Genomic DNA, 25,235 nt, shown 5'->3' with positions numbered 1-25,235 from the left:
GTGTCACGTGAGGAGTTCACAATGACAAATCCTCTTCTGGCGACGGATAGCTACAAGCAGTCGCATTTCCGCCAATACCCTCCCGAGGCCCGCAGGATTTCGGCTTACGTGGAATCGCGTCCGAGCGCCTTTTCCGACAGCGTCCTGTTCTTCGGCCTGCAGTCCTACATCAAGGGCGTGTTGCTGAAACCGATCTCCGCTGCGGATATTGCGGCCGCCGAAAAGATATGTGCCGCCCATGGCGTTCCCTTCAACCGGGACGGCTGGCAGCAGATCCTGGACGATCACGGCGGGTTTTTCCCGCTGGAAATCAAGGCTTTGCCCGAGGGGACACTCGTGCCGAGCGGTGTGCCCCTGGTGCAGGTGGAAAATACCGACGAGCGCATGCCCTGGCTGACCACCTGGGCGGAAACGGCGCTACTGCGGTCGATCTGGTATCCGTCGACGGTCGCGACCCTGTCCTTCAAATGCAAGGAGATCATCTATCGCGGCCTGCTCGAGACGTCCGACGATCCGGATGCGCAGATCCCGTTCAAGCTGCACGATTTCGGCGCACGCGGGGTTTCTTCGGCCGAAAGCGCCAGCCTTGGCGGGATGGCTCACCTCGTCAATTTCTCCGGCACGGACACCATGGAAGGGCTGGAAGCGGCCATGACCTGGTATGGCGCAGAGGTTGCCGGATATTCGATCCCGGCGGCGGAACACTCCACGATGACCAGCTGGGGACGGGAGAGGGAATACGAAGCCTATGCGAACATGCTGGAACAGTTTGCACGGCCGGGCAGCCTGGTGGCCGTTGTCTCCGACAGCTACGACCTTGGCAACGCGGTTGAAGGCCTGTGGTGCGGCCGGTTGAAGGACAAGGTCCTGCAGTCCGGAGCGACGGTGGTCATCCGGCCGGATTCGGGCGATCCCGTCGAAACACCGCTGAAGGTTCTGGAGACCCTCTGGAATCACTATGGCGGCACGGAAAATGGCAAGGGGGCCCGGGTGTTGCATCCGTCGATCAGGGTCATCCAGGGCGACGGCATGACCCTGGCCAGCATCGAACGTCTTGTCGGCGAACTGGTCGCCCGCAAATGGTCCGTCGACAACATCGCCTTCGGCATGGGAGGCGGGCTGCTGCAGCAGGTCAACCGGGACACGATGCGCTTTGCCATGAAGGCGAATGCCATGAAAACTGCAGACGGGTCCTGGATCGACGTCTTCAAGAACCCGGCGACCGACCCGGGCAAGGCATCGAAGGCAGGGCGCCAGTCCGTTGTTCTGGATGGCGGCCGGTTGACTGCTAGGCGGCTGGACGATTTGGCGGGGCAAGAAGACCTGTTGCAGGTGGTCTATCGCGATGGCGTACTTGTCCGCGACTGGCCGTTCGACGAAATCCGCCAGAGGGCACAGCGGCATCTTCTGGAAAACGTTTCTGTCAATGACAGGTGAAAAGCAATGCAGGCTGGAGCCACCAGTAGAATTGGCATAGTCCTGCGAAACAGAAAACCGGTCCGGAGCCCGCTTCGGGCCGGTTGCAATTGCAGCTTTTTTATCACTCCCACCATTGCCGTTTCGCCCACGAGCTTCATCAGCCTGGCGCTGGTCGCAGGTTTGAGCCTCATTTCAAGCGTCTGACCGGCGTCAGGCCGTTCGCAGCCAGTCTGTCTCGAAGGTGATGTCGTTCACGCCGGAGAAGCGTGCCATGCGCTCGAGCTCGGCATGAAGTTTCGCCATTCGCCCCTTGGAGTCCCGCACACCTTTTTCAGGCCAGTAAGCGCGCACATGCAGCCGGTTTTCGGCCCGAAGGGATTTCATGTCGATCCGGCCGACCAGGCGGTCGCCTTCCATGACCGGAAAGACGTAATAGCCGTAGCGGCGCTTGGGCTCGGGCACGAAAATCTCGATCCGGTAGGAAAAGCCGAACAGTCTCTCCGCACGCTTGCGGTCGCGCAGTGCTGGGTCGAAAGGCGAAAGGATACGCACCCGGGACGGCGGGTCGGGGTGATCGTCGAGCGTGTCGAGCGTCGCCGGATAGGCAAAAGTCTTTCTGGGTTTGCCGTCGTCACACTCGACTTCGATTTCGATGATGGTACCGTTGGCAAGGGCCGTCTGGCACCAGTCCTTGGCCTCTTGCGGCGTGATCAGGTCCCAGAAGGCGGCGATCTCTCCGGACGTGGCAAAGCCCAGGCGGTCGAGCGCCGAGCGGGCCGCCCAATCGTGCGTTTCCTCAAGATCGTGGCTCGCCGTGAAGTGTTCAGCCGGGATCACACGTTCGGACAGGTCATAGACTTTCTGAAACCCGTCGCGGCTGCAGACGGAAAGTTCTCCCGTGCGCCAGAGAAACTCCAGCGCGGCCTTTGACGGGTGCCACTCCCACCAGCCCCCGTTGCTGCGTTCCTCGTCTTCGCCGACAGTTGCCGAGGTGACCGGACCATGATCGCTGATCCGCCGGAGAATGTCGTCGAGCTTGCCCTCAAACCCGTTGTTGTGCCAGTTGCGCCACCGCTCGATGAGCTGGTCCTTGTCCCGGTTGAAGCGAAGGCGCCAGTGCCGGAAAAACTCGGTCGGTATGACCGAGGCGTCATGGGTCCAGTGCTCGAAGAGGTGCCGGTCCCGCTCCAGGAGGTTTTTGAGGTTCTTTTCCTTGTAGGCGGGCCGCCGGGCGGCAAGGATCATGTGGTGTGCACGTGCGACGGTATTGATGCTGTCGATCTGGACGAAGCCGAGCTGGTCGATGACAGAAGCGAGGTCTTCGCCCTTGCCGCTGCCCTTGGGGGCGGAGGCGAGACCGTGTTTGTCGAGAAAGAGGCGCCGCGCGGCAGCATTCGGCACTCGGGGCAGGGCAGTTGATGTCATGGGGGAACGTTAGCAGCTTCGGTTCGGCGGTAAAACGGATTCGGCGTCTTTCCTCGTCAATCCTGACGATGCATTGAGCCGCGGTAACGGTTTATAGAGGCATACAACGCAGTTACACGCCAAACGTGTTCGATTTGGATTGACCGGACGGACAAAAGCGTTTTCACTCTGTTCGGCATTCCAGAACTTTGATTTCGGCCAAGGTTAAATGAGCCAATTCAATACTTTCCGAATGATGTTTGCACTGACAGGGGCTGCATTGATGGCGCTTCTGCCAAACGGGCATGTGCTGGCCGGGACGCCGGCCTGCTCGAACGTGAACCTGAACGGATCTGGCGTCTGGTATCCCGTTTCCATGCGCAAGGATGGGCCTGAGGGCCTCAAGGGGATATTCCCGGATCTTGGGCAGGAGATATTCGGAACGCTCGACGTTCCGGTGACAGTCGGACCTGAACTGCCGTGGAAACGTCTGCTCACCCTTCTCGAATTCGGTCAGATCGACGTTCTCGCAGGCGCTTACCTGACCAGCGAGAGGACCCGCAAATTCGGTGTCAGCCGTCCCGTCATGCTTGAGGAGGTCGGTGTCTTCGTAAGGACGGATCTCACCTCCCGGCCCGAGAAGCTGGAAGACCTGGTCGGGCTTCGGGGAGTCGCGGCGTTCGGGGCTTCCTTTGGTGAGGAATTCGAAATCTTTGCGGCGGAAAGGCTCTCCATAGACCGGCAACCGTCCGATGACTACAGAACCGACATGCGCCTCCTCATGGAGAAAAAAGCCGACTACCTCGTCATTCCGCGTCAGGACGGAGAAATGATGATCGAGGACCTGGATGCTGCAGACCTTGTCGAAGCGCTACCCTGGCCGGCGACAATCAACACACTGCATTACCTGTTCTCCAGAACCAGCCCCTGCCTGGAGCTGCTTGAGCGGTTCGATGCGGAACTGCAGCGCCGCCTCGAAGGCGGCGAACTGGACGGTCTCGTCAAACGCTATAAACTGAAATCGGGCGACGGCTAGGCGAACGGAGATAGGCGTTGCGGTTTCGGGGATTGGCGTGACCAGCCTGTTGGGTGTCGAAACGGGGCTCGTTTTGGTCTCGGTGCTGGTGTTTCTCGGCGCGGGCTACGTCAAGGGCCTCGTCGGCTTCGGCCTGCCGACCATCGGCCTCGGCCTGATGACCGTCTTTGTCGGCGTCGAAAAGGCAATGGTGCTGATCCTTTGGCCTGCCTTTCTCACCAATTTCTGGCAAGGTCTCCTGGGTGGCCATCTGCGGCAGTTGCTGCCGCGGCTGTGGCCATTTCTGCTCTCCGCGGTCGCGATGCTGGCGGCCGGCACTTATATCCTGACGCAGTTGCCCGAGGGGGCGGCGGACCTGCTGCTGGGTCTTCTGATGATCTTCTACGCAGTGCCGATGCTGCTGGGTGCTAGCCTTTCCATCCCGGAACGGCTCGAGACGCCGGTTGGTGTGGCGGTGGGGCTCTTGAACGGCATCCTGTCGGGGCTGACCGGATCCTATACGGTGCCGGGCGTCATGTATCTGCAGGCGCTCGGTCTAGGACGGGAGGAACTCATCCAGGCAATGGGTCTGCTGTTTCTGCTGTCGACGGTTGCGCTCGGGGCCTCGCTCGGCGGCTTCGGGCTGATGGGCGGGCAGGAGGCGCTCGCATCTCTCGCGCTTGTCGTCCCGGCCCTCAGCGGCGTCTGGATCGGGCAAAGAACCCGCAAGCGCGTCTCCGAAGCAGCCTTCCGCCGCCTGATACAGGCCGCCATTCTGGCGCTCGGGCTATATCTTGTGCCTTTGGGACTGTGGCGTCTGCTGCAGTAGACTGGCTCAGCCTTCGGGCTTCCATCGGCAGCCTTCACCGAGATTTAGCCATTCCCCGTAAATGAAAACGCCGCGGAGACCGCGGCGTTGTTGATAGCCTTGTTCTGACCCTGATGTCTATTTTGCAATCAGCCGCATCGGCGTTGCCGTGCCGACGCCGGACGTGGTCTTGGTGTTGGCCCACTGGTAGGATTGGCGCTCTTCCGTCGGCGTGCACAGGAAACGTTCCCGGTAGCACTTGGTGAAATGCGACGTCGAAGCGAAGCCGCAAGCCAGAGCCACGTCGAGAACGGGACGGCTGGTGCGGCGCAGCAGGTCGCGCGCAGTTTCCAGGCGCAGGCGCAGATAATACTGACCGGGCGTGCAGTTGAAGTGGCGGCGGAACAGCCGTTCCAGCTGACGCGGCGACAGATTGACCGTCATGGCGAGCTGCTGGCAGCTGAGCGGATCCTCGATGTGAAGGTCCATGATCCGGATAGCGTCCAGGATCTTGGCGTTGGAGATACCCGTCCGGGCTTCGATGTCGTGGCGCTGCGCGGATTCGCCCGACCGCATGTTCTGGTAGAGCGCTACCTCAGCAACCTCGTGAGCGAGATAGGCACCGTGCTGGATCGCGATCAGGCGCAGCATCATGTCGAGCGACGCCATGCCGCCGGCGCAGGTGATGCAGTTGCGGTCGATGGCAAAGATATCGGAGGTCACCTCCACGTCGGGAAATTCCTCGCGCAGCGAACGCAGGTTTTCCCAATGGATGGTGCAACGGCGGCCGTCGAGCAGATGGTAGCGGGCCAGAAGATAGGCGCCGGTGCAGATGGCGCCGAAGGTGCGGCCCATGGCGTTCAGGCGCCGCAGCTTGTTGCCAAGCTCCGCATCGAGCGGCAGGCGTTCGACATCGATGCCTGTGCAGAGCAAAGTAATATCCGCATCGTGCAGGTCGCGAACAGATTTCTTTACGGATACTTCACAGCCGTTACTTGCCGTCACTGAATTTCCGTCAAGTGAGTAAGTCGTCCACGCGTAGTAATCTCGGCCAAGGAGACGGTTTGCTATGCGAACCGGCTCGATAACGCTGGCGAATGCGTTCATGGAAAATCTTTCCATGAGCACAAATGCTATCGTCTGGCCTGTTTCTTCGTGCGCGCGTCCGGACATTTACTGTGCCTCGTTGGAAGGTATTATTGCGGCTAGTCTTTGATTTATCATGAGTTTTGCAGTTTGTATTTATCTGTCAAATAAAAAACGCTAACAGCGATCACATTCCTTGAAATGTCACAAATGAAGTGTGGACGCTGCCCAACCCGTCAGCCAGATGCGGAACATCTCATCGGCGAATGCCGTCTTTTTAACCGCCATGCCGACATTGCGTCCGCCAAGCCGCTCGTGCTGCACGGGAATCCCGGTCAGGCCTTCTTTCAGGGAAAGGTGGCTCGCCGGCAAAAGTGCGGCGGCAAATCCCATCGCGACCAGTTCCAGCACCTGGTGGTCGTGGACAGCTTCCGCAGTCACATTCAAGGGCAGGCCGGCGAGCGTCAGTTCGGCCAGCATGGCATCGTAGAAGGGGCAATATCTGCGGGCAATCAGGGGGAGGGACTTCAGATCGTCCAGCAACAGCAGGCGTTTTCCGGCAAGCGGATGGAAATTCGGGACCGCGAGGACATAGGGTTCGTTGTAAAGCTCGTGAAATCGGTGGCCTTTCGGAGCGCAGGTCCGGTCGGTCAGCACCAGTTCGGCATCGCCTGCTTCTGCCTCGAAACGCAGATCAAGCGAAGGATGGGCAGACCGCAGCGCGCGGAATGCGCCCTGAAACGGCGGTAAAAGGATGTCCGGCGCCGTGTAGAGGCTGAGCCGCACCGGCGTCTCCTGACGGAAACGCCTTTCCGTTTCCTGCACGGCGTTCAGGATCGTCTGGGCATGCCGGTAAAGATCCCGCCCTTCCGGCGTCGGACGCAATCCCTTGCGCGTACGCACGAAGAGGCCGGTCCCCAGCCCGTCTTCCAGCTTTTGCAGTGCCTGGGAAAGGGACGGCTGCGATATTCCGTGCGCGGCGGCCGCTGCGCTGATCGTGCCGAGTTCGAAGGAACTGACGAAATAGCGCAAGGGGGTCACTTCAATCATAGGTTTTTCCTATGTATTAGATAGATAACATAGGAGTATATCGCATTAACGCGCGCAGGCATAACCCAAAGGGCAAAGATTAATTGCCCTGAAGGAGTTCTGCCATGAATGCCATTCTGCCCGACACCATCGATGCCGCCTTTCCGCTGAACCGCGCGGAGCCGATTGCAATCCACAATGTTTTGAACCTTTTCGAGCAGGGTTCGCCGGAACTGGTCGCTCATCTCGCTCCGGAGCTCGATTTCAGGATCGACCACTACAAGGATGAAACAGATGTTTCCTGGCAGGTTGCCGGCAGTCTTCAGGAGATAGGCTGCGTGTTGCAGCGGCTGGCAACGGAGGTCTTTCCAAAAGGTACGAAGATCCTCGGGCTAGGATCTCGCGCACTCGGGGACGGCTGGTATGTCACCCGGTTCAAGCAGCGCTTCTACTATCCTGTCCGGGAAGCGGAGTGCGAAAGCCTGACCTATATCCTCAGCCACGAAACGGACGGCAAGCTGGATTTCTTCAGGGAAACCGTCACCACGGTCCAACCGATGGTCTGACGGCAGCGCCGGAAGCCGGTGATTGACGTGCCGGATGCCCCGTTTTAGGACGGGGTATTCGCGTTGCGCTGCGAATGCGCGAATTTTTAGAATGATTTTTTTGAAGTTTGCGATTTTAGTGGATCGGAGTTGCTTCAAGTCAAGGCGTGACTGGTGCTACATGGAGCACAACTCTGATTGTGCGATGACCACGGACCCCGATTGACATGAACGTACTTGCCAAACCCGCCGATCTCGAAGCTGCCGCACCGGCCGGTGCCTTCGTGGAAGAAGTGAAGACCGTCCAGCATTACACGGACCGTCTGTTCCGCTTCCGCATGACCCGCCCGGCAAGCTTCCGCTTCCGTTCCGGCGAGTTTGTGATGATCGGCCTGATGATCGATGGCAAGCCGCTTTACCGCGCTTATTCGATCGCCAGCCCGGCATGGGACGAAGAGCTGGAATTCTTTTCCATCAAGGTTCCGGACGGTCCGCTGACTTCGCATCTGCAGAAAATCCAGCCCGGCGACGCCGTTCTGATGAAGAAGAAGCCGACGGGAACGCTGGTCAATGACGCGCTGGTCCCGGGCAAGCGGGTGTACATGTTCTCCACCGGCACGGGTATCGCGCCTTTCGCCAGCCTGATCCGCGACCCGGACACCTACGAGAAGTTCGACCAGGTGATCCTGACACATACTTGCCGTGAGGTCGCCGAGCTGAAATACGGCGAGGACCTTGTGCAGGAGACTCTCAACGATCCGTTGATCGGCGAATACGCGAAGGACAAGCTGGTTCACTACACGTCGGTCACACGAGAGAAATTTCCGCGCAAAGGCCGCATCACCGATCTGATCAAGTCCGGCAAGCTGTTTGAGGATCTCGGCGTGCCGCCGCTCGATCCGGCTATCGACCGGGGCATGATCTGCGGGTCCATGGATATGCTGCGCGACACCAAGGCGCTGCTCGAAGAAGCAGGCCTGACGGAAGGCGCAAACAACAAGCCGGCCGAATTCGTGGTCGAGCGGGCCTTCGTGGGTTAATCACCGAAGGCAAACATCAAGCAGAATCAGCAAAGGCCGGAAATTCCGGCCTTTTTTTGCGTTTTGATGCGGATATGACCGGGCACTAGGCAAAAGCTGCGCCTCTAACCGGTGAAATGATGGCGCCAAGCGTGCTTATCTGTGGAAGGCAGTGGCAACCCGGGCGGTATCAATATCAACCGCTTAGGGCTTGCAATACTCTCCGGTCAAACGACACTGAACTTAAGTCAAAATACGCTTGGCCTGGATTGCTTGAGATGAAGATCATCGCTGAACTTGGCATCAACCACCGCGGATCTTCAGGAGTTGCCGAACAGCTGATCGACGTTGCGGCCGCGGCTGGAGCCTGGGGGGCGAAGTTTCAGTATCGCTCCAAACACGGTTTCTACCAGGCCACGCACGAAATCGGCGACGAGATCCTGAGCCGGGAGATCGACGACTGTTACATCGCCCCGGATATTGTCCTCGCCCTGGCTGCCAGGATCCGGGAAAAGGGCATGGCCGCCGGCATCAGTTTCTTCAAGTTCCAGGATGTGGCGGACTTCGGCGATCGGATCCACGAGTTCGATTTCTTCAAGGTTCCGTCGGCCGAACTCCTCAATGAGGATCTGATCCGATCCATGGCCGGTCTCGGCAAACCGCTGATCCTGAGCACCGGCGGACACGGCGAGGATGACATCTTCCGGTCGATCGAGGCGACGGCCGACATTCCGGACATCACCTTTCTTCATTGCATCTCCAACTATCCGGTCCTTATCGGAAATCAGCAGATGCGGTTCATCGAGACGCTCCGGCAAAAGACAACCGCACCGGTCGGCTATTCCAGCCACGATCAGGATTGGGAAGTGTGCCTGGTCGCCGCCGCCAACGGGGCAACGGTGTTCGAACGGCACCTGACCCTCGACAAGAATGGCCGGGGCATCGACGACAGCTCCAGCTCCGACCCGGAAGAGTTCCGCCGCCTGTGCAAATTGCTCAATGCCTATGCGAGCGTGCAGGGCAATGGCCGGCGCGAGATCAACCAGGGTGAACGCATCAACATGCAGAACCTTGGTTCGTCGCTCTATGCCAGCCGGAACATTGCCGCAGGTGAGGTCTTGTCCGCGGAAAACACCGTGGTCAAAGCGCCGCGAAAGGGGCTGACTTGGAGCGCAGTCAAACGGCGCGGCCTGACGTCCGTGAGGAGGCCGGTCATTGCAGGCACGGCGATAACGGATCTGCATTTTACCGAGGCCAAGGCGCCGATCGGGCCCGATCTTGTGACCTTTTGCGACGACAGGCAGCTGTCGATCCCGTTGCGGCTGCACGATGCCAAAGTGCTTCAGTCCCGGTTTCCGATCCGCAACAACGAGCTGCATCTTTCCTACGAAGAGGTCGGTTCCTTTGGTCGGTCGATGGCGGAAGGGCTGGCGAAGCTCGACCTCACTCGGTACTACTCCATTCACATCCCGGACTATATCGACAGCAAGACGCTGATAGATCCCCTGGCAAGCGACGACCACACCCGCCTCGGCAGCCGTCGGATTATCGACACCTGCGTCGATCTGGCCCTCGAACTGGAAGACAGAACAGGTGCCGCAGTTCCGATCGTCGGCAGTTTTTCGAGGCTCCGTCCAAGCGGCAAGCCGGAAACCTACCGGCAACTCCAGACGTATCTCGACGAGGCCGGTCGCGTCAGGGGCGCGCCGATCTATCCGCAATGGCTGCCGCGCATCGCCTGGTATTTCGGCGGTGCGGATGTGCTCGACATGTTCTGCGGCGACGATGATATCGAGATCGTCAACGACATCGGCATGGAGATTTGCCTTGATCTTTCACATTTGATCCTCTCGGCCAACTATTCCAAGACGAACTGGCGCGAGTGGTGCGACAGGCTGATGCCCCTTGCCCGGCATATCCATATCGCCGACGCTGTCGGAATCGATGGCGAAGGGATCGAGTTTGGCCAGGGCGATCTCGGCGATCCGGGAGCCTATCTGTGTGGGCCGCATCGCAAGGTGCTCGAGGTCTGGCAAGGACACCTGTCCGAAGGGGACGGGTTTGAAAACGCTATCCGGCAATTAGGAGGACTACATGGCTAAGGTGCTGATTACCGGTATCACTGGGCAGGATGGCGCTTTTCTTGCGCGCGCGCTTCTTGAGCGCGGCGACGAAGTCTGGGGCGCCATGCGCCGCGGCAGCACGTCCAAGACCGGGCGCCTGAAGGAACTGGGTATCCTGGATAAGGTCAAGTTCTGTACTCTTGAGATTACTGAATACTCGAACGTGCAATATGTTCTCAACGAGGTTCGGCCGGATTTGATCTTTAATCTGGCGGCTCAGAGTTTTGTTGCCGATAGTTTCCATTTTCCGCAGTATACGTCTGACGTGAACTATATGGGCGTCATGAATATATTGGAATCACTGCGGTTGTTGAAGCTGGATGCGAAGCTTTATCAGGCCTCAACCTCGGAAATGTATGGCGATGTGCTTGAGAAGCCGCAATCAGAAAAAACGCCCTTCAATCCGCTTAGCCCCTATGCGGTTTCAAAGCTGGCAGCACATTCTCTGGTCGTGAACTACCGCCAAGCCTACAACATGTTCGCCACGTCGGGCATCCTGTTCAATCATGAGTCCGAATTGCGCGGCTATGAATTCGTCACCCGCAAGATCACAAGCTGGCTCGCCCGCATCAAATTGCAGAACGCCGACGCCATGCCGCTCGGCAACCTGAGCAGTGTGCGTGATTGGGGCTATGCGCCGGAATATACCGACATGATGATCAAGATGCTGGATCATGATAAGCCGGATGATTTCGTGATCTCGACCAACACCGAATATACCGTCCGTGAATTCCTGTTCATGGCGGCGGCGGAAGTCGGTTTCGATTTGCATTCGGAAGGCGAGGGCGCGGAAGAGAAGTGTTATGACCGCAAGACCGGACGTCTGATTGCCTATGTAGACCCACGCTATTTCCGCGCGTCAGACGTGGTTTATCTGCGCGGTGACAATTCGAAAGCAGAGGAAACCCTGGGCTGGAAGCCGAAGGTGCTGGCGCCGGAAATTGCCCGTCGGATGGCAATCTACGACCTGAAAAAGGCCGCCGTCGAAAGCCCGGGACTTTGAGCCGCAGCGGGAACTGAGGACCATGGCACGCACCGTTGCGATCATCCCTGCCAGGGGAGGCTCGAAAGGCATTCCGGGCAAGAACATCCGGCCGTTTCTTGGTTTGCCGTTGGTTGCCCATTCCATTCAGGCTGCCCTCGCTGCCATGACGGTGGACGAGGTTCTGGTCAGCAGCGACGACGATGCCATTCTGGATGTCGCGCAAAAACACGGCGCGATTTGCCTGAGACGTCCCGCCGCGATCTCGGGCGACGAAGCTTCGTCCGAAGCCGCCGTTCTGCATGCAATCGCCGAACATTCCGGCTGCGCAGATGCGCAAACCATCGTCATGCTGCAATGTACCTCGCCGCTGACGACCGCGGCGGAAATCGATCAGGTTGTGCATGAGCGCTCGCGACTGTCTGCCGACACCGCCTTTTCCGTTGTCGAGGTGCATGCCTTTCTCTGGGAGATCGCCGAGGACGGTACTGGCATCGGCGTCAATCACGACGCGTCGAAGCCACGCCAGCGCCGTCAGGACCGTCCGCATCAATACCGCGAAACCGGCGCCATCTATGCTTTCGGCAAGGATGGTTTTGCCGCCGCCGGCCAGCGGTTCTTCGGCCGGAGCGTGCCGGTGGTACTCTCCGAGGCAACGGAGATAGATCTGGACACGCCGCGTGACTGGATCGCGCTTGAGGCGTTTGCGCGCGCAGCCGGGCGCATGCCGTGACGCCGCCCACTTGTAAGGTTTCCTTCGATGACCAGCATCTTTGATACCCTGTCACGGATCGGTGTTGCCGATCAGAAAAGCCGGGAAGTTTATTCGTGCAGAACGCGGGACAGGGACGATGTCACCGTGTACCGGGACACAAGCTCTGGGGTCATCTATATCGACGGCTTTTATGGCGGTGACGACATCTACGAGGAAGGGCGCTACCGGGACATTAACCTGGCTAAAACCGGATCGCGGGACTACGAAATTTCGCGAGACGCCACTCGCCGGACGGCCGCATATCTACCCTTCGTCAGTGGCCGTTCAATTGTCGATTTCGGCTGTGGTGACGGCTCCTTCCTGCGCGCTATACTGGACCGTACCTCCGCTTGCTTCGGGGTGGAGCTGCAAAAGGACTATGTCGAGGCACTGAACCGGGAAGGCATTGTCTGCCACACATCGCTGGATGCACTGCAGGACGGTTCGATCGACACTGCTTTGAGTTTCCATGTCCTGGAGCATCTTCCCGATCCGCTCTCCACCCTGGCAGATCTACGCCGCGTGCTCAAACCAGGCGGAACGGCGGTTATCGAAGTACCGCATGCTGGCGACTTTCTGTTGAAGGAGCTGCATTGCGATGCGTTCAAGGCTTTCACGCTTTGGAGCCAGCATCTGGTGCTGCACACACGCGACAGCCTGCGCCGGCTTCTTGAAGCGGGAGGTTTTGAGAATGTCATCATTGAAGGCGTTCAACGCTATCCGCTGTCAAATCACCTGACCTGGCTTTCGGATGGCCGCCCGGGAGGGCACAAATCGGCCCTTGCAACGCTTGATACGACTGAGCTGCGCTCTGCCTATGAAGCTGCACTCAATCGGATCGACGCCACCGACACCCTTGTGGCGATAGCCCGCAATCCCGCGTGAGGTCCCGGCGGTCGCTTCTAGCTTCCGGGAAACCCGATATGGCCAAAAGGACCTAAAGCCCCAGCCTTTCGTTGCGCCGTGCCGGTGTCCAGTTTTCCAGCTGACGGTCCAGTTCCTTGATGATCTCCGGCACGAAATCCGCGCAGGGACGGTCTGCATAGGGAACCATGTAGGTCATGGAGGGATACCAGGGCGGGTTCTTCTGCCCGAGCAGCAGCGCAGCTTCCTGTTGGCCGAAACGGATGCTCGGCACATTCAGCAACCCCGCCATGTCCGCAACGCTGGTATTGGCCGAGACCACGAAGTCGCAGCAGGCCGTCAGCGCGGCGGCTCCCAGCAAATCGTCGAAAAGGTCCACGTCCTCGAAAAAGTTGAACTTGTCCGCCGCCTTTGCCTGGAAGAATTCGATTTCCTTCTCGACCGCGCGGTACTGCAGGTTGACGAAGATGGCATCGCGCGATTCCACGATGGGCGCGAAAGCCGGTGCGGACAGATAGTAGCGGGCGCGATTGACCGCCAGGTTGCCTGAGCGCCAGGAGACGCCGATCACCGGTTTGTCCTCGTGTCCCTTCAGCCGCTGCAGATAACCTCGGGCGCGGTCCTGCTCGAAGGAATAGACAGGGCAGGGCGCCCGGCGGAAGGATTCGATATCCGGGCGGAAGAAGTCGACGAGGTCTGTGATATTCGCATGGAGGTCATAGTCGGACATGGTCGACTTCAGGTCCTTGTCCATCTCCGAGCGCCGGCACAGGGTCTGCGGGAACGAATACTGGAAGAATTTCGCGCCCTTTGCGGACAATTCGACGATCACCTTGCCGGCCTTCTCAAGCAGTTCCGGCAGCATCGTTCCGGCCTTCAGGGCATCGCCAAGTCCCTGGTCTGTCCACACGAGCACGGTCTTGTCCGAAATATCCTCGCCCTGCCAGGCGGGAACGTCGAATTTGCGGTTGTGAACCTTGGTAGCCTTGTCTTCGAAGCGGGCCTTGTGGAGCGCCCAGCCGTTATCGAGATCTCCGTTGGCGAGATAGGCAAGCGACAGGTTCCAGTCGACCGTCTTGTTGTCTGCGGGTGCATGGCGTTTCGCGGTCAGCATCGTGTCGAGCGATTCCCTGTGCTGCCCATTCATCAGATAGGCGACGCCCAGGGTAATGGCCTTGTGATAGTTGCGCGGGTCGGACTTGAGCGACATCTCGGCGTATTTCACGCTTTTCGGAGTCTCGTTCATGCTGAAGAGCAGCCGTGCGGCCTCATGCTCGACGTCACTGTTGCCCGGAAATCGCTCGAGCGCTTCGGTCAGTTCGAATTGCGACGGCTCGTATTGCTTCATCGTCAGCCGGGCCCGGGCGCGCTGGATATAGTTCTCGGGATTGTTCGGATCGAGGAGAACCGCCTTGAAGAAGAAATTGACCGCATGTTCGGCATTGCCCGCATCCATCAACAAGAGGCCGAAATTCTGGTAAGCTTCGGTATAGTCGGGAAATTCGACGATGAGGCCTTGGAAGATATATTCAGCTTCGTTGAATTCCTTCTTTTTCGTCAAGGCTATACCCTTGAGATTTCTGGCCTCCTTTTCCTTGGGGTTGAGCGAAAGCGCCTTGTTGGCGAGCGCGAGGAGGCTGTCCGCGTCCGCGCCGAGATCCATCATGGCGCGCGCAAGATTGGAATAGAAACTGGCTTCCCTCGGATTGCGCGCAATCGCCTTCTGGATAAATTCGATGGCCCGCTTCGGGTATCCGAGTTGCCGGTAGGTGACGCCAAGCAGGTTCAGGGCATCGGGATGGTTTGGCGCTTTCTTGAGTACCTGCTGGTAGCAGCGTTGCGCCTTTTCGATCTCGCCCGCTTTTTGGTGTTCCAGACCCTTCAGGAGTTTTTCAAGGGCCTGCTTGTTTTGCGTGGGTTGCGCGGTTTGGATCGCCATATCTTCTCTGCCATGAAGGAATCACGTCACCAGAATAGCAGGACGCAACCGGAATGGCAGGCAGGGGGCTATTCTGTGCGGATTCCCTTGGGGATTTGCAGTTTTTTCGTTGAATGTATCCATGCAAGTCCCGCTTGCAGGCAGGGGATTGCTTGACGCTTACGCCTATTGCCGGCGGAACTGCTGCGATTGGAATTGCTGGCGCTGGTATTGTTGCGACTGGTCCTGCTGACGGCGATAGTCCTGCGGGCGGTACTGCTGGCGTTGATACTGTTCCCGGTTCGTTGGCAACTGGGTGCGTTGCCGCTGGAGTTGCAGTTCGAGCAATCGCTGCTCCCGGATCGCCTGCAGGCGGCGCATTTCCTCCAGTTCCCTGCGTTCCTGCTCAAGGCGCTGGCGTTCCAGTTCGAGGATCAGTTGCTGCTGCTGGAAATCCGACTGGACGAGTTGAAAGCGCGGAGACCTTGCTCCCAAGGCATTGCGGCCAGCTTCTAACACCGGGCTGACAACATTCAGCGGGGCGCCTGCGTCCTGCTGCACGGCAGCAATCCCCGGGCCCGCGATAACGGGACAGGCGGTGGCCAGAACAGCGGCAATCATGAGGACCTTGCAGTTCATTGCATCCATGCCCCACCGATATCGGGGCCATCTTGCGCGGATCTGGTATCCCGTTGAATTGTCGAAAGCCGGAATGGCGACAGCACCCGCGGGGCTCATTTCCGGCAGGATAGACGATCTGTCTTCCGCCAATCATGCTAATTGGCGACTATGCCCAATTTTCTGGCATCAAGGACCGCAAGCTTGAAAGCCGGTAAACAGGCCAACCCCGCGCACGGCGCGGTAGTCATGAAACCCGGATTTTCAGCAAGGAAATGGTGGGCGATACTGGGATTGAACCAGTGACCCCTCCCGTGTGAAGGGAGTGCTCTCCCGCTGAGCTAATCGCTTGTTTTGCCTTGGTTCCGCACTGTACGGCAGCAGTGGGTGGTGGAACACAATGTCCCACCTTTGTGTCGCACCTGTAGCAGACAAAACTGGCGTTTCCAAGTGCAACGAAGCTTGGGTGATCTGTCACACCTCAAAATCAGCCTAACGAAAACGTCGTTGAAGTGCATTCACACTCCTGAAAAGTATATCTAGAATAATAACGGCTGAAGAGAGTTGTTTTCATGCATGCTGCAGAAGCGGTGTGCAGAGAGAGGAAGTTGTTAGGAGGTGTCATGGAGAAGCCGTACACATTAACTGAACTAGCGGGTATAATGAGAATAAGTAAAGATACGCTACGAAAACTGATTGCGCGACACAGATACTACGACAAGGTGGGGAGGCGGTTCTTTTTCACACAGAAGGACGTGGACAAACTGTTTGAGGTACTGCGTACAGAGGCAAGAGCATGGGACCCGGACAAGCATGAAGGTACAACAACGTTAAGCCACGAACGAGCTGTCAAACGAGTGAGGGCACTGCTTGAAAAACGCAAGGCACCCAGACAGTCCAAATGAATGAAGGCTGCGGTTCAACGGGAACCACTGACCAAGGCTAAGTGCAAGATAGCTGTATATTGAGCAGGATCAGACGTCACTGCACAGATCAATGCGCCTCGTGGGCTGCGGTTCCAATACTGCATCATATTACTGGTTGCAGTGTATGGCACCGTAACTCTATGTTCAACCACGACTTTCAGTTTGAGCCTAGAGCAGTAGCACCTCTATATGACCCCTCAGCAATTCATCGATAAATGGCTTAATTCAACCCTGAAGGAAAGGGCCGCTGCACAAGAGCATTTCCTTGACCTCTGTCGCATGCTGGGTGAGCCCACACCGGCAGAAGCGGACCCCACTGGCAAGGACTATGGGTTTGAGGTCGGTGCGTCAAAGACGACAGGCGGAAAGGGCTTCGCCGACGTTTTCAAGCGCGGTCACTTCGGCTGGGAATACAAAGGTACCAATGCGAACCTCGAGGCCGCATTCGCCCAGCTACAGCGTTACGCCATTGCGCTGAACAATCCGCCACTGTTGATTGTCTCGGACATTGGCACTTCTTTTCGCATCCACACAAACTGGACGAACTCGGTATCCAAGGTTTACGAAATTGCGGTTGCCGATCTAAACGATCCCGAGAAGCGCGGCTGGTTGAAGTCGGCTCTGTGCGACCCAGAAGTCCTTCGTCCTAAGAAGACGCGTCAGGAACTCACAGAGCAGGTTGCAGGCGAATTTGCACGCCTTGCGAGATCGTTGCGCGAACGTGGACACCCTGCTGACAAAGTTGCGCATTTCATCAACCGATTGGTGTTCTGCATGTTCGCAGAGGATGTGAAACTCCTCCCAGACAGCATCTTCACACGTATGCTCGAACGTGCGTTGGAAGACCCAACAGAGTTTGAGGGTTTCGCCAAGGACCTATTTACAGCCATGAAGTCGGGCGGACGTATCGGGTTCGAGAAAGTCGCATGGTTCAACGGCGGTCTGTTCGACGATGACCTTGTGTTCGCGTTGACACGAGATGAAATAAAGATCGTGCACAACGCGGCACTGCAGTACTGGGGGGACATTGATCCGTCGATCCTCGGCACCCTGTTCGAACGCGGGCTGGACCCCGACAAACGCAGCCAACTCGGCGCTCACTACACCGACCGCGACAAGATTATGATGATCATCAACCCGGTGATCATCGAACCGCTCATGCACGAATGGCGCGAAGCGAAGGCCGAAATACAAGGCCATATGGCCAAGGCGGAAGCGACCAAGGGTGGCGCTGCCACGAAGGCGAAGAACCGCGCTCAGGACGTGTTAAATCGCTTTCTCAAGCGACTGTCGGACTACCGGGTCCTAGACCCCGCTTGCGGCTCAGGCAACTTCCTGTACCTCGCCCTTCGCTCCCTTAAGGACATCGAGCACATGGCACAGGTGGAGGCCGAGGCGATGGGTCTGCCGCGAGGCTTCCCACATATCGGTCCAGAGGCGGTTAGAGGCATCGAACTCAACCCCTATGCCGCCGAACTTGCCCGTGTGTCGGTATGGGTCGGCGAAATTCAGTGGATGTTGAAGAATGGCTTCGCGGCCAGCACCAACCCGATCCTGAAGCCGCTGAACAACATCGAGTGCCGCGACGCCCTAATGACCCTCATCGAGGATGAGGCCAAGCCGCGATGGATCGAAGCTGCATGGCCCCACGCGGATGCGATCATCGGAAATCCACCATTCCTTGGTGGCAAGATGCTGCGATCCAGCCTGGGCGATGGAACTGTCGATAGGTTGTTCGATCTGTATCATGGTCGCGTACCACAAGAAGCCGACCTCGTAGTCTATTGGCTAGAGAAAGCTCGCTCCGCCATCTGCAATGGTGATGCAGTGCGTGCCGGTCTTGTAACGACCAACTCTGTACGCGGCGGTGCTAACCGGCGAGTGATGGACCGCATCGCGGTGGACACGAACATCGTTGGTGCGTGGAGCGACGAACCGTGGACGGTCGAAGGTGCAGCAGTGCGCGTATCACTGCTGCTATTCGGTAATTTGCACCCCGACGAAATACCGCGCCTGAACGGTAAGCCAGTTGCGAAGATCAACTCTGACCTGACCGCAACGTCATTCGACCTGACCAAGGCTGTGCGACTTATCGAGAACGCCGATATTGCCTTCATGGGCGATACAAAGGGCGGCGCGTTCGACATCAGCGGGACACTTGCCCGCGAATGGTTGTCGCTCTCACTCAACCCGAATAGCCGCCCCAACAGCGACGTACTAAAGCCTTGGGTCAATGGCTTAGACATTACCCGACGCAGAAGAGATTTCTGGATTATCGACTTCGGGTGGACCATGGCCGAGCCGGATGCAGCTCTGTATGAGCGACCATTTGAGTACATTAAAGACAACGTGCTGCCGATCCGTGTGAACAACAAAAGAGATACGTACAGGCAGTTCTGGTGGAGACACGTCGAACCACGGCAAGGACTATTTGGCGCACTGAACCGGATATCACGTTTTATCGGCACACCTCGTATATCAAAACACAGAGTATTCGTTTGGCTTGAACCGGCAATCAGTCCCGACTGTCAAATCATAGCGTTAGCCCGCGAAGATGACACAACCTTTGGCATAGTGCACTCGCGGTTTCATGAGCTTTGGTCGCTTCGCATGGGTACTTCGCTTGAGGACCGGCCCCGCTACACGCCGACGACGACCTTCGAAACGTTTCCGTTCCCCGACGGCCTCACCCCGGACCTACCTGCCGTAAGATATGCGAGCGATCCACGAGCAATCGCCATCGCGAAAGCGGCACAAAAGCTCAACGTGCTTCGCGAGAACTGGCTGAACCCGTCGGACCTCGTGCGCCGCGAACCCGAAGTGGTGTCCGGCTATCCCGAACGCATACTGCCGGTGAACGATGCCGCTGCGGAGAAGCTTAAGAAGCGGACGCTGACCAACCTATACAACGATTGCCCAACGTGGCTTGAGCATGCGCACAGGGAACTCGACGCGGCTGTTGCTGCAGCCTACGGCTGGCCAGCCGATCTATCAGACGACGAAGTCCTTGAACGGTTGTTTGCTCTGAACCAGTTGCGCGCAGCGCAGCAGTCTTGAATACAGGCCGAGTTGCCTTGCGGGACGTGTGAGTGCTGTTGGGCTTTTTGTCGGGTGCGATCCAAAAATTACGACACATTTTTTCGTTGAGGTATCTAACAACGGCCAGCCTTGCGTTTCCCCCGTACCCGACATTGCGCCTAGTGCACGCAAGCAGAACAGACCTGTTATCTGTATATGGATACATGGCTACCACTATAAGGTGGCGGGGCTACTCATCGTTAGGTTGTCTCCAACGATCGTCCGTATCTGTAAAAAGAGAGGGCAACGCTTGCGGCGCTTTCTCCGACAGGTAGTGCCCTAACACGGCCTTTATCGCAGCAGGTGAAAGAGGCTCTGCGAGCTTGTCTCCGTTGAACTCTAGGACACGTAGAACACGACGGTTCTTAGGGCGCCCGTCAGCGATCTGGTATGCCCATTGCACCTTCAAGTCATCCAAGACTTCTACGTGCAAGTCTTTCTTAGTAACTAGTCCCCAGAACTCAGCGTCATCAATTACAAAGTAGCAGTCGCGACGAGTTTCGTCCTTTCCCTTCCACTGGCGGGTTCTTTGATCGTCTTTGTCCCAGTTAGGAGAGGTGACATAAATGCTCTCTATCGAAACGACCCATTCAGGCACATCATCATCTTCCTCTCTTCGAACCGGTCTTTGGGCTCGTTCAGGAAAGCTGTTGCGCGGTATAGGAAAGTCGTCTGTAGGCGTGAAACCAATTCGCTGAACTTCTTTGTCATCAAAGCATGCCAAATAGAAATCAGCGCGGGCATCAAGTGCTTCCGGTAAGTTTCCAACTTCCATACCGACGCTTCGTAGCTCGTCAGTATCGCGTTCTAGTATCTCTCTTGTCATTGCCGTGATAATCCGTGCACCAGCCATGCAAGCAATTTCTTCATCATCTACGAAAGGTGCTAGCCATCCTGGAGGATGTTCTAAGGCATCCGTCCCGTTTTCCGCATCATCGGCCATCTGGGGCATAACTTCCGGCTCTTCGAACGTCTTGTGATGATGCTTGCCTAGTTCGAAGGCCCATTCTGCCGGGGTTTTACCGGTCAGTCCTGCGACATAATTTGACAAAATGTCACTATCAGTGATCGTGACGAACGCAGCGGCACTACCTAGAACTATTACTAATTTCGCGAGGAACGATCCCGCCTCCGGTGGCACAACGAGCAGTTCATAGTCCAATACGCCTTTGAAGAAGGTAGCATCCAGTGCCTTAATGACATCATGAGCACTTGCTGCTGTTCGGACAAACGTGTCTAGCTTGATGTAATGGTCCTGCACGCCGAAGTGGATGTATAGGCGGTCGGACCTTCGTTCGAACTCAAATGGCAACACTTCAGGCATATAAACACCACACCCCTCAACCTCTGCGGGATAAGACTACCGTCACTCGCTGTGAGCGGGCAAGTGGTGCATGCTAATCGTGTCAGTGTAATACGTTACGAAAACTCTGTTGTTCAGCCGGTCGTCCGTGAGGCGTATCGTTTGAGTATACCCTTGCGAGACGACACAGCGAGACACAATCACCGTCTTATTTAAGTCGGGTTGACAATTACGAGACATATGTCCTATCAGGTCTAGATGCTAATAAGACAGGTAGGGCAATGACCAAGTACGGCTATGCGCGTGTCAGCACCACTGACCAAGACCTCACCATACAGATTGAAGCCCTGCAGCAAGCAGGCTGTGAAGTGATACGAAAGGAGCGCGTCAGCGGTTCGTCACGATCCGGTCGAGCCGAGCTTGAAACGCTGCTCGAATTTCTCCGGTCTGGCGACACGCTGGTGGTCACCCGCGTTGATCGGCTTGCCCGCTCCATCGGTGACCTTCAGGACATCGTCAGGACGCTCAGGAGCAAGGGTGTGCAGCTTCAGGCTACCCAGCAGCCTATCGACACCTCGACGGCTGCTGGCAAGGCGTTTCTGGACATGCTCGGTGTATTTGCCGAGTTCGAAACTAACCTGCGCCGGGAACGCCAGCTTGAAGGCATCAACAAGGCAAAGGCCGAGGGCGTTTACAAGGGTCGCAAGCCGAGTATCGATCCGGGTCAAGTTCACGCGCTGAAGGCAGAGGGATTGGGCGCATCAGAGATAGCAAGGCGCTTAGGCATCGGTCGAGCGTCTGTCTATCGTCTACTTGGTGAATAGCGGCCATTCTGATGCTTTGGTAAACGGCCAGAGAAGCCCGCTGACGCGAACCCTTCGTGCGTCGCGACCCTGATTGCTCTGAGCGGGAGAAAGACGCTCCTTCACGCCTGCAGGCGATATCCCGCAAATTCGCCTCTGGATGGTTGAGCCCACTATTAGATAGATAACTATCGGGCGGGCTCTACAAGATACTCTCAAGTCAGCGACGGTTAAGGTATACCTGTAAATACAGATACTTAATCAGGCTTCGGTGTATGTGTATATTCCACTACCATCGACACTAGATGCAATCGTTCCCTAGAGGGCGGCGGCGCTAGCGCGATACGAAAACGGTGCTGTGCAAAAGCGCAGTATCGGTTTCAAGGTAGTTGGGGCGGGATACAGACACAACTCAGTCAGCTCTGGTTAAGATATAGTAGTATATATAATATTATACTAGTTATTCATTAGTAGAGATAGATATTGTATTTATATATATGAAACTAATAGATTGAGATACTGAAGTGCACGATGTTGATGAAGATAGTTATTCCTCGTAGGCAGTGGATGTTATGAGCAATTGAGTTTTCTCTGTTAGTTGTTGGGGTGGCTCATCTGTAAAATTCGCTTTGTACATACGTAGGTGGTGTGAGTGCCAGGGAAATGATTGAATATCGGTCTTGATTTGCTTTCTAGTTAGAAATACTGAATACAGAATTGAAGTGAAGCTTGTTAATTTCAGTTAGTACTAGAGTTAATATGTCTTCACTGGACGTGCGGTCTACAATGAATAATTGTCCGTTCCCTGCTGGTCCCAAGGCCCAGAATAATGATGGCGATGTTCGACGAATGCCAACGACCTTCCTGTACGCATTCTTTGGTGCCTTTCTTTCCGGTTCTTCGGATAGTGCTTGCATCGCGCAATAGTCCATCATCGCGGTCATCAGTTGCGAGATTTCTTTGTCAGTCTTTTTTACTTCGCAGGCCAGCACCTCAACCAGACCATCTGATCCGTATCCAATCAAATCGAACGGCCACGGTGCCTTCGACTGCAGACCAACCTGTTTTGCAGACTACTGAAAATCGTCAACTAGACGTGCAAGAGCGCCAATTGTAATGACTGGCTCCAGCCAAAGAAACAGTCTTCTCGGTTGATCGGCAGCACTGCCGCTCCAGAAGATTTGCTCTTACGACTTGCTTGCATCAGATACGAAAAATCCGTCCTTTTCGTATACATAGCCTGCATCCATTGCCCGTAGAAACCAGTACGCATCATGCTCACTTAATTCGCACAGTTTATCGTCTACGAACCCTTGAGGCGAGTATCTGTCGTCGCGTGCATTACAAAACGACGGAAGCCATTCGGAATATAGCCGTTCAGCAAATATCTTTACGAAGGTCATTTTTTGGCTTCTCTGAGTTTGCCAATTTAAAAATGCATAAGGTCCAAAGTCCGCTACTAGTAAAACAGCAGAGGGTATTCTGCAGAACTGTACTTGAAGAAAATCCGTACATCAACGAATGCAAACAAAGGCCTCGGCTTTGCCGAACAGCCTTCGTCGGCACCGAATTACCTCCGATTTGCTGTGGCGAGTAGTTCCGCTACAAAGTCTTGGAACTTCGCCCTGCGTAGAGTTTTTGACACCACCCAGTCACAGAGCGAAATGCCGTCAAGCAGTGATGCGTTTTGTAGCAGCTACCGGTATTGCAACCACATTGTCCGTATCAAGTCCGTACGGCAACCTATGTATCGCACTGCTCAGTTGCTCCAACGTGTATCCACTGAGGTAGTGTTTCTCAGTTACGGTCTGTTGTTCATGACCGGCGATTGACTGCACCTGCGACAGGGGAACGTTTGCCCGTAACAGTTCGGTGACAACCGTGTGCCGCAAGCTGTGAAACACGAGCTTTTCAGTTTTCAGTCCCAGTCTCGGCAAGAACTTTTCATTGAACCAGCGGCCCAGGTTGCGGCCCCAGCCGTTGTTCTCTGTGAACGTCAGGGCAGGGAAGAGACGTGCGTTTCCATCGCTTCCGAGGGTGCCTGTGTAGTCGCGAAGGCCGAACCGCAGCAGCTTCTCATGCACAGGTACCTTTCGCCGTCCTGCGGCTGTTTTTACGCTTTTGTCGCCGTCTTCATTGATGTCGAAGTAGAGGATGCCATTTTCTTCGCGGATGTCCTTCAGTCGCAGCTGGCTGACTTCTCCGAGCCGCATGCCCGTGAATAGCGATATCAGCGGTCCCCATTGCTGGTGCGGCTTCTTTGCGAGCTTTGAACCCGGTTCTGTCAGGGCCTTCAAGATCACTTTGACCTGATCGATTGTGAAAGGGTCTCTCTCGCCGTCCTGCTTGGCGCGCTTTTTGACGGTCAGGTTCTTAAAGTGGTTTTTCTCGACATACCCGTTCTGTATTGCCCAATCGAACATTGAACCGTACGTGTGCAGGTACTTGTTCAGCGTCTTCGTTTCCAACAGGCGAAGCCCTTGCATCTGCAGGACCTCTTGCAACGACTTACCCCGTGTCACAGGGTTCTTGTGTCGGTTTAACGGGTACCGCTTCAACACTTCTTTCAAGTGCTGCGCATCTTTGTTCTGGATCGTTGATACATCCTTGGTCGGATCGATCACCTCACACAGCAGCGCAAAGTGTTTCTCTTTCTCAGCTTTTGTCCTGACTGCCCACTGGTTCCCAATCGCAGCATCTTCTTTGTACAGTCTGATAACTGTTTCCAAGGATGTGCCGTCGCTTGTTTGGTTCTCGGCTTTAGCTGAAGTTGCAGCCTCAGCAGATAGCGCGTGTTGGCCAGTATCTGTATTAGTGAAATCGTATGTCTCAAACGACCGGTCATGTGCATAAGCCTGCACACAATAGTCACGATACCCGCGTAGGTATTCTCGGTGCATTTGCTGAAAAGCTTCGCTACCGCGTTTAATCGGTAGTTCTTTGGACACGATGATGTCCGCAACTCGGCTCTCGGCTTGCAGAATGTCAATTTCGTCGTCACGTAGTATCTGTTCAGCTAGTTCGGCGCTGTTCTGAAGTGCCGTGAGCCGTGTGTCCGATACACGACCTTGTTCTGCGATACGCTGCTTGTGCCGTTCGAGCGCCTGCGTGAAATGCTCTTGTATCAACTTCCGTATTTCATCGTATCGCATGTTGTGCGTAAGTCCGTATGCAACTGCTTTCCTTGCCACGTAGCGCAGCTCCGTACTCAGTTGCAATGCGTGTTTCGGCTCTCTGGTACGGAGCGACACTTTCACTGTGGAAGGTTTGTGCTGCGGGTGCAGGTGTCTGGGAAGCGGCCAGCGGAAGTAGTACACGCCGTGCCTGGACCTGCAGAGATAGTTCGGAATGAACACGATAATGTCTCACCAGTATGTCCCACTGTTGGGTCTGGCGGACTAAGGCATTGATATCATTGAATGATGGTGGGCGATACTGGGATTGAACCAGTGACCCCTCCCGTGTGAAGGGAGTGCTCTCCCGCTGAGCTAATCGCCCCTGCCTTGGCGGCTGATGGCGCGTATCTACGGCAAACGAACGC

At 56.4% G+C, this 25,235-nt stretch carries 18 protein-coding genes, 1 tRNA gene and 1 pseudogene; 11 read left to right on the top strand and 9 right to left on the bottom strand.

What is annotated here, in order from left to right:
- The first annotated feature begins 21 nt into the window (after positions 1-21).
- Positions 22-1,437 carry a nicotinate phosphoribosyltransferase gene (locus ACX3M4_RS06775; RefSeq protein WP_459357822.1) on the top strand — a complete coding sequence of 472 codons (1,416 nt, stop codon included), beginning with the start codon at positions 22-24 and terminating at the stop codon, positions 1,435-1,437.
- 192 nt (positions 1,438-1,629) lie between these two features.
- Here the strand turns inward: ACX3M4_RS06775 and ACX3M4_RS06770 are convergent, their stop codons facing one another.
- On the bottom strand, positions 1,630-2,844 hold the full coding sequence (locus tag ACX3M4_RS06770) for a winged helix-turn-helix domain-containing protein (protein ID WP_459357821.1): 1,215 nt from the start codon (positions 2,842-2,844) through the stop codon (positions 1,630-1,632).
- 262 nt (positions 2,845-3,106) lie between these two features.
- On the opposite strand from ACX3M4_RS06770, the gene ACX3M4_RS06765 reads away from it, so the two are divergent.
- Both ACX3M4_RS06765 and ACX3M4_RS06760 read left to right on the top strand, forming a co-directional pair.
- Positions 3,107-3,859 carry a substrate-binding periplasmic protein gene (locus ACX3M4_RS06765; RefSeq protein WP_459357820.1) on the top strand — a complete coding sequence of 251 codons (753 nt, stop codon included), beginning with the start codon at positions 3,107-3,109 and terminating at the stop codon, positions 3,857-3,859.
- 37 nt (positions 3,860-3,896) lie between these two features.
- A complete protein-coding gene (locus ACX3M4_RS06760) occupies positions 3,897-4,667 on the top strand; it encodes a sulfite exporter TauE/SafE family protein (RefSeq protein ID WP_459357819.1) in 771 nt (256 codons plus the stop codon).
- A gap of 117 nt (positions 4,668-4,784) precedes the next feature.
- Here ACX3M4_RS06760 and ACX3M4_RS06755 read toward each other — a convergent pair whose 3' ends face one another.
- Both ACX3M4_RS06755 and ACX3M4_RS06750 read right to left on the bottom strand, forming a co-directional pair.
- Positions 4,785-5,753, bottom strand: coding sequence for a GlxA family transcriptional regulator (locus tag ACX3M4_RS06755; RefSeq protein WP_459357818.1), 969 nt, complete (start codon positions 5,751-5,753; stop codon positions 4,785-4,787).
- 183 nt (positions 5,754-5,936) lie between these two features.
- Positions 5,937-6,782, bottom strand: coding sequence for a LysR family transcriptional regulator (locus tag ACX3M4_RS06750; protein ID WP_459357817.1), 846 nt, complete (start codon positions 6,780-6,782; stop codon positions 5,937-5,939).
- 104 nt (positions 6,783-6,886) lie between these two features.
- Between ACX3M4_RS06750 and ACX3M4_RS06745 the strand changes: the two genes are divergently transcribed.
- From ACX3M4_RS06745 to ACX3M4_RS06720, 6 genes are all read left to right on the top strand, one after another.
- A complete protein-coding gene (locus tag ACX3M4_RS06745; protein WP_459357816.1) occupies positions 6,887-7,327 on the top strand; it encodes a hypothetical protein in 441 nt (146 codons plus the stop codon).
- Between the two features lie 206 nt (positions 7,328-7,533).
- Complete coding sequence (locus tag ACX3M4_RS06740; protein ID WP_459357815.1) at positions 7,534-8,346, top strand: ferredoxin--NADP reductase; 813 nt, start codon at positions 7,534-7,536, stop codon at positions 8,344-8,346.
- 257 nt (positions 8,347-8,603) lie between these two features.
- Positions 8,604-10,427, top strand: a complete 1,824-nt coding sequence (locus ACX3M4_RS06735; RefSeq protein ID WP_459357814.1) for an N-acetylneuraminate synthase family protein — start codon at positions 8,604-8,606, stop codon at positions 10,425-10,427.
- A complete protein-coding gene (locus ACX3M4_RS06730) occupies positions 10,420-11,451 on the top strand; it encodes a GDP-mannose 4,6-dehydratase (protein ID WP_459357813.1) in 1,032 nt (343 codons plus the stop codon). The genes ACX3M4_RS06735 and ACX3M4_RS06730 overlap by 8 nt, the downstream gene beginning before the upstream one ends.
- Before the next feature lie 22 nt (positions 11,452-11,473).
- On the top strand, positions 11,474-12,163 hold the full coding sequence (locus ACX3M4_RS06725) for an acylneuraminate cytidylyltransferase family protein (protein ID WP_459357812.1): 690 nt from the start codon (positions 11,474-11,476) through the stop codon (positions 12,161-12,163).
- Between the two features lie 27 nt (positions 12,164-12,190).
- On the top strand, positions 12,191-13,069 hold the full coding sequence (locus ACX3M4_RS06720) for a class I SAM-dependent methyltransferase (protein WP_459357811.1): 879 nt from the start codon (positions 12,191-12,193) through the stop codon (positions 13,067-13,069).
- Between the two features lie 52 nt (positions 13,070-13,121).
- Here the strand turns inward: ACX3M4_RS06720 and ACX3M4_RS06715 are convergent, their stop codons facing one another.
- A complete protein-coding gene (locus ACX3M4_RS06715; protein ID WP_459357810.1) occupies positions 13,122-14,987 on the bottom strand; it encodes a tetratricopeptide repeat protein in 1,866 nt (621 codons plus the stop codon).
- Between the two features lie 165 nt (positions 14,988-15,152).
- Positions 15,153-15,587 (bottom strand): hypothetical protein, encoded by a 435-nt coding sequence (locus tag ACX3M4_RS06710; RefSeq protein ID WP_459357809.1) that lies wholly within the window; start codon positions 15,585-15,587, stop codon positions 15,153-15,155.
- 1,112 nt (positions 15,588-16,699) lie between these two features.
- Here ACX3M4_RS06710 and ACX3M4_RS06705 point away from each other — a divergent pair.
- Positions 16,700-19,567: a class I SAM-dependent DNA methyltransferase gene (locus ACX3M4_RS06705; protein WP_459357808.1), complete on the top strand. Its 2,868-nt coding sequence runs from the start codon at positions 16,700-16,702 to the stop codon at positions 19,565-19,567.
- 211 nt (positions 19,568-19,778) lie between these two features.
- Here ACX3M4_RS06705 and ACX3M4_RS06700 read toward each other — a convergent pair whose 3' ends face one another.
- Positions 19,779-20,912: a hypothetical protein gene (locus tag ACX3M4_RS06700; RefSeq protein ID WP_459357807.1), complete on the bottom strand. Its 1,134-nt coding sequence runs from the start codon at positions 20,910-20,912 to the stop codon at positions 19,779-19,781.
- Between the two features lie 260 nt (positions 20,913-21,172).
- On the opposite strand from ACX3M4_RS06700, the gene ACX3M4_RS06695 reads away from it, so the two are divergent.
- Positions 21,173-21,715 (top strand): recombinase family protein, encoded by a 543-nt coding sequence (locus tag ACX3M4_RS06695; RefSeq protein WP_459357806.1) that lies wholly within the window; start codon positions 21,173-21,175, stop codon positions 21,713-21,715.
- A 1,649-nt stretch (positions 21,716-23,364) separates the two neighbouring features.
- Here the strand turns inward: ACX3M4_RS06695 and ACX3M4_RS06690 are convergent.
- The 3 genes and pseudogenes from ACX3M4_RS06690 to ACX3M4_RS06680 all read right to left on the bottom strand — a co-directional run bounded on the left by ACX3M4_RS06690 (position 23,365) and on the right by ACX3M4_RS06680 (position 25,192).
- Positions 23,365-24,846 (bottom strand): site-specific integrase, encoded by a 1,482-nt coding sequence (locus tag ACX3M4_RS06690; RefSeq protein ID WP_459359383.1) that lies wholly within the window; start codon positions 24,844-24,846, stop codon positions 23,365-23,367.
- Positions 24,847-24,912: 66 nt separating this feature from the next.
- Positions 24,913-25,011: pseudogene (locus ACX3M4_RS06685) on the bottom strand (hypothetical protein); the annotation flags it as partial.
- A 106-nt stretch (positions 25,012-25,117) separates the two neighbouring features.
- Positions 25,118-25,192 (bottom strand) — tRNA-Val (locus ACX3M4_RS06680).
- Between the last annotated feature and the right edge of the window lie 43 nt (positions 25,193-25,235).

This window comes from Roseibium sp. M-1, assembly GCF_054515675.1.
Note: the sequence above shows the minus strand (reverse complement) of the source record. Positions and strands in the feature narration are given on the sequence as shown.

Bases quoted from the DNA above. Each gene is read 5' to 3' on its own strand.
- ACX3M4_RS06740 (WP_459357815.1), top strand. From the start codon at position 7,534: ATGAACGTACTTGCCAAACCCGCCGATCTCGAAGCTGCCGCACCGGCC.
- ACX3M4_RS06705 (WP_459357808.1), top strand. From the start codon at position 16,700: ATGACCCCTCAGCAATTCATCGATAAATGGCTTAATTCAACCCTGAAG.
- ACX3M4_RS06770 (WP_459357821.1), bottom strand. From the start codon at position 2,844: ATGACATCAACTGCCCTGCCCCGAGTGCCGAATGCTGCCGCGCGGCGC.
- ACX3M4_RS06730 (WP_459357813.1), top strand. From the start codon at position 10,420: ATGGCTAAGGTGCTGATTACCGGTATCACTGGGCAGGATGGCGCTTTT.
- ACX3M4_RS06710 (WP_459357809.1), bottom strand. From the start codon at position 15,587: ATGATTGCCGCTGTTCTGGCCACCGCCTGTCCCGTTATCGCGGGCCCG.
- ACX3M4_RS06775 (WP_459357822.1), top strand. From the start codon at position 22: ATGACAAATCCTCTTCTGGCGACGGATAGCTACAAGCAGTCGCATTTC.
- ACX3M4_RS06690 (WP_459359383.1), bottom strand. From the start codon at position 24,846: ATGCGATACGATGAAATACGGAAGTTGATACAAGAGCATTTCACGCAG.
- ACX3M4_RS06765 (WP_459357820.1), top strand. From the start codon at position 3,107: ATGGCGCTTCTGCCAAACGGGCATGTGCTGGCCGGGACGCCGGCCTGC.
- ACX3M4_RS06745 (WP_459357816.1), top strand. From the start codon at position 6,887: ATGAATGCCATTCTGCCCGACACCATCGATGCCGCCTTTCCGCTGAAC.
- ACX3M4_RS06725 (WP_459357812.1), top strand. From the start codon at position 11,474: ATGGCACGCACCGTTGCGATCATCCCTGCCAGGGGAGGCTCGAAAGGC.
- ACX3M4_RS06715 (WP_459357810.1), bottom strand. From the start codon at position 14,987: ATGGCGATCCAAACCGCGCAACCCACGCAAAACAAGCAGGCCCTTGAA.
- ACX3M4_RS06735 (WP_459357814.1), top strand. From the start codon at position 8,604: ATGAAGATCATCGCTGAACTTGGCATCAACCACCGCGGATCTTCAGGA.
- ACX3M4_RS06750 (WP_459357817.1), bottom strand. From the start codon at position 6,782: ATGATTGAAGTGACCCCCTTGCGCTATTTCGTCAGTTCCTTCGAACTC.
- ACX3M4_RS06755 (WP_459357818.1), bottom strand. From the start codon at position 5,753: ATGAACGCATTCGCCAGCGTTATCGAGCCGGTTCGCATAGCAAACCGT.
- ACX3M4_RS06695 (WP_459357806.1), top strand. From the start codon at position 21,173: ATGACCAAGTACGGCTATGCGCGTGTCAGCACCACTGACCAAGACCTC.
- ACX3M4_RS06720 (WP_459357811.1), top strand. From the start codon at position 12,191: ATGACCAGCATCTTTGATACCCTGTCACGGATCGGTGTTGCCGATCAG.
- ACX3M4_RS06700 (WP_459357807.1), bottom strand. From the start codon at position 20,912: ATGCCTGAAGTGTTGCCATTTGAGTTCGAACGAAGGTCCGACCGCCTA.